Annotated in this window: 13 protein-coding genes; 9 read left to right on the forward strand and 4 right to left on the reverse strand. The window is 60.9% G+C overall.

The window, feature by feature from the left end; genetic code table 11:
- Nucleotides 1–49: 49 nt before the first annotated feature.
- Together rluF and AB5Z02_RS13200 are read right to left on the reverse strand one after the other, a co-directional pair.
- Nucleotides 50–1,066, reverse strand: a complete 1,017-nt coding sequence (gene rluF, locus AB5Z02_RS13195; protein ID WP_368216135.1) for a 23S rRNA pseudouridine(2604) synthase RluF — start codon at nt 1,064–1,066, stop codon at nt 50–52.
- On the reverse strand, nt 1,056–1,178 hold the full coding sequence (locus AB5Z02_RS13200) for a hypothetical protein (protein ID WP_005359634.1): 123 nt from the start codon (nt 1,176–1,178) through the stop codon (nt 1,056–1,058). Before AB5Z02_RS13200 ends, rluF begins: the two co-directional genes overlap by 11 nt.
- A 345-nt stretch (nt 1,179–1,523) precedes the next feature.
- Between AB5Z02_RS13200 and AB5Z02_RS13205 the strand changes: the two genes are divergently transcribed.
- Complete coding sequence (locus tag AB5Z02_RS13205; protein ID WP_368216136.1) at nt 1,524–3,104, forward strand: alpha/beta hydrolase; 1,581 nt, start codon at nt 1,524–1,526, stop codon at nt 3,102–3,104.
- A 220-nt stretch (nt 3,105–3,324) separates the two neighbouring features.
- Here the strand turns inward: AB5Z02_RS13205 and AB5Z02_RS13210 are convergent, their stop codons facing one another.
- Both AB5Z02_RS13210 and AB5Z02_RS13215 read right to left on the reverse strand, forming a co-directional pair.
- Entirely contained in the window at nt 3,325–3,693 is a 369-nt protein-coding gene (locus AB5Z02_RS13210; protein WP_368216137.1) for a VOC family protein, read from the reverse strand.
- A gap of 163 nt (nt 3,694–3,856) precedes the next feature.
- The gene (locus AB5Z02_RS13215; RefSeq protein ID WP_368216138.1) at nt 3,857–4,324 is read right to left on the reverse strand and encodes a hypothetical protein; all 468 of its coding nucleotides are present in this window, start codon (nt 4,322–4,324) and stop codon (nt 3,857–3,859) included.
- Nucleotides 4,325–4,594: 270 nt separating this feature from the next.
- On the opposite strand from AB5Z02_RS13215, the gene AB5Z02_RS13220 reads away from it, so the two are divergent.
- The 8 genes from AB5Z02_RS13220 to nth all read left to right on the forward strand — a co-directional run bounded on the left by AB5Z02_RS13220 (nt 4,595) and on the right by nth (nt 12,583).
- Nucleotides 4,595–5,239 carry an HNH endonuclease signature motif containing protein gene (locus tag AB5Z02_RS13220; RefSeq protein WP_263085971.1) on the forward strand — a complete coding sequence of 215 codons (645 nt, stop codon included), beginning with the start codon at nt 4,595–4,597 and terminating at the stop codon, nt 5,237–5,239.
- Nucleotides 5,240–5,436: 197 nt separating this feature from the next.
- A complete protein-coding gene (rsxA, locus tag AB5Z02_RS13225; protein ID WP_005337600.1) occupies nt 5,437–6,018 on the forward strand; it encodes an electron transport complex subunit RsxA in 582 nt (193 codons plus the stop codon).
- Nucleotides 6,019–6,020: 2 nt separating this feature from the next.
- On the forward strand, nt 6,021–6,599 hold the full coding sequence (gene rsxB / locus AB5Z02_RS13230) for an electron transport complex subunit RsxB (RefSeq protein ID WP_005350799.1): 579 nt from the start codon (nt 6,021–6,023) through the stop codon (nt 6,597–6,599).
- Between the two features lie 14 nt (nt 6,600–6,613).
- Nucleotides 6,614–9,301: an electron transport complex subunit RsxC gene (gene rsxC, locus AB5Z02_RS13235; RefSeq protein ID WP_368216139.1), complete on the forward strand. Its 2,688-nt coding sequence runs from the start codon at nt 6,614–6,616 to the stop codon at nt 9,299–9,301.
- 11 nt (nt 9,302–9,312) lie between these two features.
- Complete coding sequence (gene rsxD / locus AB5Z02_RS13240) at nt 9,313–10,365, forward strand: electron transport complex subunit RsxD (protein ID WP_368216140.1); 1,053 nt, start codon at nt 9,313–9,315, stop codon at nt 10,363–10,365.
- Nucleotides 10,366–10,518: 153 nt separating this feature from the next.
- Complete coding sequence (gene rsxG, locus AB5Z02_RS13245; RefSeq protein WP_005359614.1) at nt 10,519–11,151, forward strand: electron transport complex subunit RsxG; 633 nt, start codon at nt 10,519–10,521, stop codon at nt 11,149–11,151.
- A 24-nt stretch (nt 11,152–11,175) separates the two neighbouring features.
- Nucleotides 11,176–11,928 (forward strand): electron transport complex subunit E, encoded by a 753-nt coding sequence (locus AB5Z02_RS13250; protein WP_041202329.1) that lies wholly within the window; start codon nt 11,176–11,178, stop codon nt 11,926–11,928.
- Between the two features lie 13 nt (nt 11,929–11,941).
- On the forward strand, nt 11,942–12,583 hold the full coding sequence (gene nth, locus AB5Z02_RS13255) for an endonuclease III (protein ID WP_005337609.1): 642 nt from the start codon (nt 11,942–11,944) through the stop codon (nt 12,581–12,583).
- Nucleotides 12,584–12,603: the final 20 nt, after the last annotated feature.

A 12,603-nucleotide genomic window follows, 5' to 3' on the forward strand; every position in this document is an offset into this window, starting at 1 on the left:
AACAGTGTTGGGGATGACAAGGTAGGCTGATGCCACTCAGGGGAGCAACTCAGCGCCCCTTCTTCTGCCGTCCGCTGTTAGCAGTGCGCGGCTTGCCAGCGGCCGGTTTGCCACCCTTGGGTGCCCCTTTGCCAGCGCCGCCCTTGTTGGCAGCACCTTTGCCCGCGCCACCCTTGCCCACCGGCAGCTTCTTCTCGAAGGCTTCCGGGCCCGGCACATTGGGACGCCCGCCAATCTCGTGATCGTCATCGCGGCGCGGTTTCTTGCCCTGCCCCGGTTTGGCGGTTTGCGCCGCAGGGGCCTTGGCCGCCTTCGGCTTGTCGCCTTTGGCCGGTTTCACCTCGGAAGAGGAGTCCTCAATCAGCTTGAACAGATCGATCAGCTCGTCGTCGGTGAGATCGCGCCACTCGCCCACCGGCAGCCCCTTGAGGCTGACATTCATGATGCGGATGCGCTCCAGCTTGGTCACTTCAAAACCGAAGTACTCGCACATGCGGCGGATCTGGCGGTTAAGCCCCTGCACTAGCGTGATGCGAAAGACGAACGGCGCCTCTTTCTTCACCTTGCACTTCTTGGTCACAGTACCGAGGATCGGCACCCCGGCCGCCATGCCGCGCACAAACTCGTCGGTCACCGGCTTGTCGACGGTCACCAGATACTCTTTCTCGTGATCGTTGCCCGCCCGCAGGATCTTGTTGACCAGATCGCCGTGGTTGGTGAGGAAAATCAGCCCCTGCGAATCCTTGTCGAGCCGCCCGATGGGGAAGACCCGAGTGCTGTGGTTGACGAAATCGACGATGTTGTCCTTCTCGCCCGCCTCTGTGGTACTGACGATGCCCACCGGCTTGTTGAGGGCGATCAGCACCAGACTGTCCGCCTCGCGCGGCTCGATCACCTGACCGTTGACCTTGACCAGATCACCAACCTGCACCTGATCGCCAATCCCGGCCCGCTTGCCGTTGATAAAGACGTGGCCCTGCTCGATAAAGCGGTCGGCCTCGCGGCGCGAGCAGATGCCGCTCTCGCTGATGTATTTGTTCAGGCGCATGGATTCGTTAGCCAGCATGGATCACCTGCCACAGGTTCTGGGCCGCGCCCGGTTGTGCCATCGCCTGTTCCGGCTGCGCCGGGGAGGCTGTTTGCTGCATCAGCCAATTCACTACGTCAAAGTTCTGCATACCATTCCATCTTCAAAAAAGGCCAATGCCAGCTTATCCATCAAAAAACGCCGCTACAGTAGCATAATTGCCCCCTCTCAGGGGCAGATAGTTGCAGGGCCGCAGCGCCCAAGCGGGCATCCGCGAACAAGTTCACGCCGCCAGATGGCCCGCGATGCAGCCTTCGAACGGCCAGCCTGATGTAAGCGGCGGGATCAGGCGCCCACAGCCAGCGCGGCCGAACGCCATCAACTATACATATCACCTTGTTTCCATTAGGCTTTAAGCCGGTTGGCCGCGCCAAATGTGCTGCGCCAAACTCGCCCGCCCAAAGGCGGCTCTACCTCTATCGCCAAGGATTGCACCATGCTGGCTCACACTCGCCGCCTTGTTCGCCGTGCTCTGCTGACCCTGTTGCTGCTGTTGCTGACCGCTTGGGCGGTGATCGCCTACTTCGCCTGGCAGGCAACGCCGCTGCAGCTGTGGCACACAGTTGTACCCCCCGAACTCAGTGCCGATGAGCTCGACAGCAGCGACTGGCAAGCCTATCTGGCCCGCGAAGCAGAGCTGTTCGAACTGGTGGCCACCGAGGTAGTCGCCAAAACACCGCCGGAGCAGCAACTGGCCAGCAATCGCTACTATCAGGACGCGCCCATCAATCCCGCCCGCTTTCAGCAGAACTGGAACCGCTCCTATCTGCTGCGCCCCGAGGGGGAAGTCAAAGGGGTAGCGGTGCTGCTGCACGGCCTGACCGACTCCCCCTACAGCCTGCGCCATCTGGCCAGACGCTATCAGGAGCAGGGCTTTATCGCGCTGGGGCTGCGGATCCCCGGCCACGGCACCGTGCCCGCTGGCCTCGTGGATGTGGATTGGGAGACTTGGCTGGCCGCCACCCGACTGGCGGTGCGGGAGGCCAGATTGCTGGCACCGGGCAAGCGGCCGCTGCATCTGGTGGGCTTTTCCAACGGCGGCGCGCTGGCGGTGAAATATGCGTTCGATGCGCTGGCCGACCCGAGCGGCACGCTGGCAAAACCGGATCGGCTTGTCCTGATCTCCCCGATGATCGGGGTGACCCGCTTTGCCCGCTTCGCCGGGATCAAGGCCGTGCCAGCCCTGCTGCCCGCCTTTGCCAACGCCGCCTGGCTCGACACCATGCCGGAGTTCAACCCGTTCAAGTACAACTCGTTTCCGGTCAACGGGGCTCGCCAGTCCTATCGCCTGACCCACGCCATCCAGCAGCAGGTGCGCCAGCTGGCCGCCAGTGGCGAGCTGGCGGCGTTTCCCCCCGCCCTCACCTTCCAGTCGGTGATGGACTACACCGTCAGCACCCGCTCCATCATTGCCGATCTCTACCACTACCTGCCGGCCAACGGCAGCGAACTGGTGCTGTTTGATATCAACCGCAGCACCCTGTTTGGCCCGCTGATGAGCTCGGCCTCCGAGCTGGCGCTGCAGCGCTTGCTGCCAAACGCCCCCGGGCACTATCGCCTCACCGTGGTGGGCAATGTGGAACCCGCCTCCCACGCGACGCAGGCCAGAACGCTGGCCAGCGCAGACCAGCCTGAGCAGGTTCGCCTGCTGGGTATCGATTATCCCAAAGAGATCTACTCCCTCTCCCACGTGGCGCTCCCCTTCCCGATGGACGACCCCCTCTATGGCATGGCAGCGCGCCCGGAGCAGCGGGAGCAATACGGCATCAATCTCGGCGGTCTGGCCCTGCGTGGTGAGCGCGGCGTGCTGATCGTCAACCCCGGCGCCCTCACCCGCACCTCCTCCAACCCCTTCTACCCCTATCTGCAGCAGCGGGTAATCGAGACCCTCACCGCCCCTCCCGTGGCCCGGTCTGCAGCCGTAACCCCTGCCAGCAGCGGTCAACCTGATGCGGCCTATCAGGCAGAAGTGGAGCAGTTTTTACAGGAGAGCGACGAGAGCAACGCGCCTTTCTAGGGCGTTTCTGGAGTATCGGCAAAGAGCTACTGGCGCAGGGTCGATGGCGATACAAGAAAGGGGCCGTCAATTGACGGCCCCTTTCTGTTGCTGATGGCGATGGGGGTGATGGTTTAGTGGGCTCAGGGATAACGGCTCACTTCTATCAGGTTCTGATCCGGGTCGAGGAAGTAGAGTGATTCTGATAGGTGTTGCACCGTCAGGCGCCGCGCCAACCCTGTCAGGGGTAGATGCTGACCTCAATCAGGTTCTGGTCAGGGTCGAGGAAATAGACAGATTCTATCGGCCCGCAGGCGCCACTTTTGGTCACCGGCCCCTCGACAATATCCACCCCGTGGCAGGCAAGCTGGGCCATCACCTGCTCCAGCGGCCAGCGGGTGATAAGGCAGACATCTCCCGACCCCACCTGCGCCCGGTTGCGCGGCTCCTGTCCCAGCAGTTGCAGATTGATCTTCTGGTTGCCAAACCCTACCGCCCGGCGCCCCGCACCGAAGGTGATGGCCTCCATATTGAGCACCGAACTGTAAAACGCCACGGCCCGTTCGATATCACTGACCGTCAATACCAGATGGTCGATATGGCTGATCATGGTTACCTCCTGGTGGTGATCTGGCTGATGTGACCGACATATGCCCGCAAACATCCGATTATTGCCCCCACGGCGGGCAACCCCATCATACCCGGCAAGGGGAAGCCCATGTGTGCCGTGGCGCGCAAAGAGAGCGCAAATGATCTAGTCAAATAAATTCGCGTTACTGCACCGCTGCGCACGCTTTGTCACGCTGGGCCAGCAGGGCTTCATCGTCACTGTTCATTGCCGCCAGAATCGCCTGATTGCAGGCGCGCTCCGCCAGCTTGGCAGGACTCTGCTTGGCATCCCCAATCTCTGCAATCATCGGCCGATAACTGACGGCAGCCGAGCAGTACATGGTGCGAAATTTGGGCAGTTGCCAACTGCTGTCATCCTGCCGGGTCAAGTCATCACACAGCTTGTGAAACAGGGCGGACGCCTTGACCGTGCACTGGCTAAAGCGCCGCACATCCTGCACGTATGGACGACAAACGCTCGGCTGCCGGATCTGCCACAGCTGAAAAGAGAACGGGACCGACTCCCCCTCATACTGCACCACCAGCGTCTTGGCCTCGGTGCCATAGATATCCGCAACCTGCTGCTGTACCAGATTGAGATAAGCCGAAAAAAGATAGGAAACCGGATCCATCACCACCTCCCTGTGGTTGTGTTACGTGCAACGCAACATAGTTGCGTAGCCTATCCAATAGCGTGCCTAAAACATGAAAATGAAAACTAGCTTACTGATTTATTTAGATAAATTTATGGACTGGGCGCACGCTATCGCAAAATGACAGCTGAAATGCGGTGTCGTTTGGATTAATATGCCAGGCGATAAAAGCACACTCGGATGACGCCGTCTATCACTGTGATACCGGCCAATCCCAACAGCATTATCTCCTCTACTTAGGATCTGGTTTTGAGCGATAACTGGACAGAAGAAGAGCTAAGGGCTGCGGTTATTGCATATTTGGATATGCAAACCAAAGCATCTCTTGGTGAGCCCTTCGTGAAAAAGCACTATTACCGGGAATTGGCGAGCCAATTCGGGCGTACGGAGAAATCCTTCGAATATCGGATGCAGAACATCTCATATGTCTGTGCCGAAATGGGACGAGAGTGGCTTCCCGGGTTAAAACCCGCCAAAAATGTGGGTGCAACCGCTTTTACGCATATCGAACGCCTGATCCGCCAACAGGAACTTAACCTTCGCTCTTACAAAAACGCGCTGGAACAGCCGCTTCCACAAGGGGTCGAAACGCCCCAATCACGTTATGTCATCACCAACAGTCATGAACGAGACCTGCAAGTCAGGGAGTGGGTACTGCAAAATGCAGCCCAACAATGTGAATCATGTAACGCACCTGCTCCCTTTATAACCGCCGCAGGGGAACCCTTCTTGGAAGTACATCACCTGAAAGGGCTAGCAGAGGGTGGCTCAGATACGGTTAGCAACACGGTAGCCCTTTGCCCTAATTGCCACCGAGAGATGCACTACGGCTGTAATAAAACGGAGATTGTCGAGGCTCTTTATCAACGGATTAAACGTCTCGTTCGCGAATAATCACCTACTCAGAGGTAGATTGTTCACGCAGTGTTGCTTACTGACGCAAAACCCACCGGATTCTCGCCCAAAACCCCGGCTAAATTATCCAGTTGCATAATAACCATGCGGCCTTGCGGTTGTTTAACTGGCCCTAACGTCAGATAATACCGCCCGCCTTCAACCCCCGATAACCCGACTTTCAGTGACGGTAATTGATGACTGAGTACCTGCTTTTATTGATCGGCACCGTGCTGGTTAACAACTTCGTGCTGGTGAAATTCCTCGGCCTCTGCCCCTTTATGGGGGTCTCCGGCAAGCTGGAAACCGCCATCGGCATGGGGCTGGCGACCACCTTCGTGATGACCCTCGCCAGTGCCAGCTCCTATCTGGTGGAGCACTATATCCTGCTGCCGCTGGATATCGCCTATCTGCGCACCCTCGCCTTTATTCTGGTGATCGCAGTGGTGGTGCAGTTTACCGAGATGGTGGTGCGCAAGAGCAGCCCGACCCTCTATCGCCTGCTGGGGATCTTCCTGCCGCTCATCACCACCAACTGCGCGGTGCTCGGGGTGGCGCTGCTGAGCATCAATGAGCGACATGACTTTATCCAGAGCGTGATCTACGGCTTTGGCGCTGCCACCGGCTTCTCGCTGGTGTTGATCCTGTTTGCCGCCATGCGCGAGCGTCTGGTCGCCGCCGATGTACCCGCCCCGTTTCGCGGGGTGTCGATTGCCATGATCACCGCCGGTCTGATGTCGCTGGCCTTTATGGGCTTTACCGGCCTTATCAAGATATAACCATGATCCATATTCTCTTTGCCATTCTGGTGCTCACCCTGCTGGCGCTGGCGTTCGGGATTATCCTGGGCTTTGCCGCCGTCAAGTTTCATGTGGAAGCAGACCCCATCGTCGACCAGCTCGATGCCCTACTGCCCCAGACCCAGTGTGGCCAGTGCGGCTATCCCGGCTGCAAACCCTACGCCGAGGCGCTCGCCAACGGCGATCAGATCAACAAGTGCGTGCCCGGTGGCGAGGCTACCATGCGCAAGATTGCCGATCTGATGGGGGTCGAGCCCCAGCCGCTGGGGGGCAGTGATGAGGCCGCAGTGCCGGTCAAAAAGGTCGCCTTTATCCACGAAGATCAGTGCATCGGCTGCACCAAGTGCATTCAGGCCTGCCCGGTGGATGCCATCGTCGGCGCCACCAAGGCGATGCATACCGTGATTGCCAACGAGTGCACCGGTTGCGATCTCTGTGTCGATCCCTGCCCGACCGACTGCATCGAGATGATCCCGGTGCCTACCACGGTCGATAACTGGAAGTGGGATCTCAATAACGTGCATGTTCCGGGCAAGATTCCGGTCAAGATAGTGGAATAAACAGCGGAGCAATCATGCATTCCTTACTCGAACGTATCAAAGCCGGCACGCTCTGGGACTTTCACGGTGGCATTCACCCCGCCGACAACAAGCTGCAATCAAGCCAGAGCCCGGTGGTAGACGCCGGTCTGCCGCCGCGCCTCATTATTCCGCTGCGCCAGCACGCAGGCCCCGCCGGCGATCTGCTGGTGCAGGTGGGCGACAAGGTCAAAAAAGGGCAGCCGCTGACCCGTTATGCCAAGGGGCGGGTCGTCCCTGTCCATGCCTCCACCTCCGGCACCATCACCGAGATTGGCAACCACACGGTTGCCCACCCCTCCGGACTCGGCGATCTCTGCGTCATTCTCACCCCGGATGGGGAGGATGAGTGGGGCGAGCGCAACGGCAAAGCCGATTACTGGAATCTGGAGCGGGGCGAGCTGCTCGAGCGCATCCAGCAGGCGGGGGTGGCGGGCCTTGGCGGCGCCGTGTTCCCGACCCACAGCAAGCTCGATGGCCGCGGCCAGCTCACCGAGATCCTGATCGTCAACGGGCTGGAGTGCGAACCCTATATCACCACCGATGATCGGTTGATGCAGCAGTACGCCGACGAGATCATGGATGGCATCCGGGTGCTCAAGCACCTGCTCAAACCGAAACTCACCCTGATCGGGGTGGAAGACAACAAGCCCGAGGCGATCGAGCAGCTGACCCGCCACGCCACCGACGAGGACGTGCTGGTCAAGACGGTGCCGACCAAGTACCCCTCGGGCGGTGCCAAGCAGACCATCGAGCTGCTCACCGGCCGTCAGGTGCCCAAGGGGGGCCGCGCGGTCGATATCGGCATCATGGTGCTCAACGTCGCCACCGTGTTTGCCATCAAGCGCGCCATCATCGACGGCGAGCCGCTGATCGAGCGGATCGTCACCCTCACCGGCGACAGCTTCAAGCAGCCCGGCAACGCCTGGGTGCGCCTCGGTACGCCGGTGCGCTGGCTGTTGCAGCGTTTCGAACTGCAACCGGAAGCGGAGCAGCGGGTGATCATGGGTGGCCCCATGATGGGCTTTACCCTGCCCCACGCCATGGTGCCTGTGGTCAAGGCCACCAACTGCCTGCTGGCGCCGACGCAGGCCGAACTGCCCGCCCCCGGCCCGGAGCAGCCTTGCATCCGTTGCAGCGCCTGCGCCGATGCCTGCCCGGCCACACTGCTGCCGCAAGAGCTCTACTGGTACAGCCGGGCCAAGGAGTATGACAAGGCCGAGAAGCTCAACCTGATGGACTGCATCGAGTGCGGCGCCTGTGCCTGGGTCTGCCCCAGCGAGATCCCGCTGGTGCAGTACTACAAGATTGCCAAAGACGACATTCGCGAAGCCCGTGCCGAGGCCGAAAAAGCCGAACGCGCCAAGCAGCGCTTTGAGGCGAAGCAGGCCCGTTTCGAGCGGGAAAAAGCGGCCCGCGAAGCGCGCCATGCCGAAGCCGCCGCCCAGCGCCGTCAGACCATGACGGCCGCAGGCGGGGAAGATCCGGTGGCAGCGGCACTGGCCCGTATCAAGGCCAAGCAGGATGCCCCCATCACTGCCATTGCCGCCACCGCCGAGGGCTTGCCTGACAACAGCGCGGTGATTGCCGCCCGCGAAGCCCGTAAACGGGAAGCGGAAGCGCGCCGCGCCGCCAAGCTGGCAGAGAGCGCAAACAGCGAAACAGCCGCTGCGGCGCAACCCGCTGAGGCGGTTGACCCCGCCAGCGATCCCAAGAAAGCGGCTCAGGCTAGCGATAGCGCCGAGCCTGCGACTGCCGAAACCACTGCTGCGCCTGCGGTAGATGCTGATCAGCAAAAGGCAGCTGTTGATCCGAAAAAAGCGGCGATTGCCGCCGCCATTGCCCGGGCCAAGGCCAAAAAGGCCGAAGCCAGTGGCGAGTCGGTAAGTGCAGATAACAGCGCGGTAACCGACGCAGGCACGCAAGGCGATGCACCATCTGCTGCCAGCGAAGCAATTGATCCCAAGAAAGCGGCTATCGCTGCTGCCATCGCCCGCGCCAAGGCCAAAAAGGCGGCCCAGCAGGGTGACAGCGCTGAGGGCGATCTGACTGCAACCGCAGGCACCAGCGAATCCGCTGCAACCCAAAGCGATGCGCCATCTGCGGCCAGCGAAGCGGTTGATCCCAAGAAAGCCGCTATCGCTGCTGCCATTGCCCGCGCCAAGGCCAAAAAGCTGGCCCAGCAGGGCGACATCGCCGGTGCTGAAGGTGCGCAGAGTGAGCCAGCTGCCAGCGCACAGACCCACGACGTGGCGCTAGCCAAGAGCGAAGTAACCACCAGCCACAGCGATACGGCTGCAAGCGAAGCGGTCGATCCCAAGAAAGCCGCTATCGCCGCTGCCATCGCCCGTGCCAAGGCCAAAAAGCTGGCCCTGCAGAGCTCAAGTACCAGTGCTGAGGTAGAGAGTGCCGGTACTCAGGTAGAGAGTGCCGGAGCTGAGGGTGAGCGCGCACCGGCCGAGCCGATGCAAAGCGATGCAACCAGCAGTGAGCAACCACTTGCCGTCACTGCCGCGCCTGAAGCGAGCGCTCCAGCGGTTGACGCCCCGGTTGATCCGAAAAAAGCGGCCATTGCAGCCACCGTGGCCCGTGCCAAGGCGAAGAAGCTGGCGGCCGAGGCGGCCAGAGCCGCAGAGACCGCCGCTGAAGATGCACCGTCAGCCGACCGAACAACCACAAGGTAATCGACAGACTCATGTTCAATATTGCGACTGCGCCGTTTGCCCATAACCGCAAACAGACCCGAACCCTGATGCTGCTGGTGATCCTGGCCTGCGTGCCGGGCTTGCTGGCCCAGACCTGGTTCTTCGGCTGGGGCTCCTTTATCCAAATCCTGCTGGCGATGGTCACTGCGCTACTGTGCGAGGCGCTGGTGCTCAAGCTCCGTGGCCGAACCATCAAGCCTGCCCTGATGGATGGCAGTGCGGCGCTCACCGCCGTGCTGATCGGTCTCTCCCTGCCGCCGCTGCTGCCGTGGTGGATGCTGGTGGTGGGCACGGCCTTTGCCATCATTGTCGCCAAACACCTTTACGGCGGACTGGGTCAGAACCTGTTCAACCCGGCCATGGTCGCCTATGTGCTGCTGCTGGTCTCCTTCCCGGTGCAGATGACCAGCTGGCTGCCGCCGGAGAGCGTGCGCGCCTACAGCCTCGGCTTTGGCGATGCCGCATCGGTGATCTTCACCGGCTTTAGCCTCGACGGCTACAGCATGGCGCAGCTCAAGCAGGGGGTGGATGGTCTCACCATGGCAACCCCCCTCGATACCCTGAAAACCGGCCTGACTCAGGGGCTCACCACCGGCGAGATCCTGAGCGGCCCGCTATTCGAGGGTTGGGGCGGCATCGGCTGGAGCTGGGTCAACCTCGGCTATCTGCTGGGCGGCCTGTTCCTGCTGCAGCAGAAGGTGATCAACTGGCGCATTCCCACCGCGATTCTCGGTGCCCTGCTGGCGGCCTCCACCATCGGCTATCTGGTGAGCCCGGATGCGACCGCCACGCCCATGTTCCATCTCTTTAGCGGCGCGACTATGCTGGGGGCCTTCTTTATCGCCACCGATCCAGTCAGTGCCTGCACCACGCCGCGCGGCCGACTGGTCTATGGCGTACTAATCGGAATGCTGGTCTACATCATTCGCCGCTTTGGCGGCTATCCGGATGCGTTCGCCTTCGCCGTGCTGCTGGCCAACCTTTGTGTGCCGTTTATCGACAGCCTGACTCGTCCGAAGGTATACGGAGCCCGTCGCCAATGACCAAGACGATAACGCCGAAACGTATCGAGTGCTGCTGGCCAACCTCTGCGTTGCCCATTTTTATCGACACGCTGACTCGCCCGAAAGTGTATGGAGCTCGTCGCCAATGATGTTTCTGCCCTTTTCCCCCATCACAGCTGACGGAGCCCGGACATGTTAAAGAGCATGCGCAAGAACGGCCTTATTCTGGCGATGTTCGCGCTCGGCTGTACCGCGCTGGTGGTACTGACCAACGAACTGACCAAGGATAAAATCGCCCACCAGCAGCAGCTGGAGAAGCAGCAGACCCTCTCGGTATTGCTGCCAGAGGGGAGCTATGACAACGATTTGGTGGCCAGCTGCAAGCAGGTGACCAGCAGGAAGTATCTCGGCAGCGATCAGCCGCAGGCCCTCTATACCGCCAGCAAGAATGGCGTGGTGACCGGCTATGCATTGGAGGCGATTGCGCCGGATGGCTACAGCGGGGCGATCCGCATCGTGGCGGGCTTTGATGCCAAGGGCACCATCACCGCCGTGCGCGTGCTCGCTCACAACGAGACCCCGGGCCTCGGTGACAAGATCGAGCTGAAGAAATCGGACTGGATCAACAGCTTTGCCGGAAAATTCCTGACCCATGACAACGAGCCTCAATGGGCGGTGAAGAAGGATGGCGGCGAGTTCGATGCCTTTACCGGCGCCACCATCACCCCCCGTGCCGTGGTCAAGGCGGTGAAGAACCTGCTGAAACTGCAGCAGGAGCAACCCGAACTGCTCAGCAACGCCCCGGCTTGTCCGGCGGCGAACTAACGGAGTCGAGCCATCATGAACCAGATGGAACAGATTGAAACGGGCGCTGCCCCGATTGCCGAGCTGGAAAGCCGCAAGGGCGAGCTCAAGGAGCTGATGAGTCAGGGGCTGTGGAAGAACAACCCCTCGCTGGTGCAGGTGCTGGGGCTCTGCCCGACCCTCGCCGTCTCCTCCACCTTTACCAATGCGCTGGGGCTGGGCCTTGCCACCATGGCGGTGCTGGTCTGCTCCAACCTTGCCGTCTCGCTGGTGCGCAACTGGGTGCCGAAGGATATTCGCATTCCGGTCTATGTGATGATCATCGCCTCGCTGGTGACCAGCGTGCAACTGCTGATGAACGCCTACACCTATGGCCTCTATCAGGCGCTAGGCATCTTTATCGCCCTCATCGTCACCAACTGCGTCATCATCGGCCGCGCCGAGGCCTATGCCTCCAAGAACCCGCCGCTGCTGGCGGCTCTCGACGGCCTGATGATGGGCCTTGGCTTTACCCTGGTGCTGCTGGTACTGGGCGGCATGCGCGAGATCATCGGCATGGGCACCCTGTTTGATGGTGCCGAGCTGCTGCTGGGCGAGTGGGCCAAATCCCTGCGTATCGAGCTGTTCCACGCCGATGCCAGCCTGCTGCTGGCGATTTTGCCGCCGGGCGGCTTTATCGGGCTGGGGCTGCTGATCGCCGCCAAGAACGCCATCAACGACTGGCGGGACCGCAAACAGGCCGCTACCGTAGCCCACTGCAACGTTGCCCCGGCCCGCGTCCGGGCGACCGAACTATGATCGGACGCAAGGGATGAACAACCAGAAACGCAGAGAGATACTGGAGCGGCTGCGGGAAAACAACCCCCACCCCACCACAGAGCTCAACTTCAATTCGCCATTCGAGCTGCTGATCGCCGTGCTGCTCTCGGCGCAGGCGACCGATGTCAGCGTCAACAAGGCGACCGACAAGCTCTATCCGGTGGCCAACACCCCGCAAGCGATGCTGGATCTCGGGGTGGACGGGCTCAAGGAGTACATCAAGACCATTGGCCTCTTCAACACCAAGGCCGAGAACGTCATCAAGACCTGCGCCATCTTGCTGGAGCGCCACGGTGGCGAGGTGCCGGAGAATCGCGAAGCGCTGGAAGCCCTGCCCGGCGTCGGCCGCAAGACCGCCAACGTGGTCCTCAACACCGCCTTTGGCTGGCCCACCATCGCCGTCGATACCCATATATTCCGGGTATCGAACCGCACCGGCTTTGCGGTAGGCAAGAATGTGGATCAGGTGGAGGAGAAGCTGCTCAAGGTGGTGCCTGCCGAGTTCAAGTTGGATGTCCACCACTGGCTAATCCTGCACGGGCGTTACACCTGTCTGGCTCGCAAGCCCCGTTGTGGTTCCTGTATCATCGAGGACTTGTGCGAGTACAAAGAGAAGGTCTATCCCGAGAGCTGATAGCCTCACAACCGAGATTG

The sequence above is a fragment of the Aeromonas sp. R2-3 genome, from assembly GCF_040908375.1.
Classification (GTDB): domain Bacteria; phylum Pseudomonadota; class Gammaproteobacteria; order Enterobacterales; family Aeromonadaceae; genus Aeromonas; species Aeromonas veronii.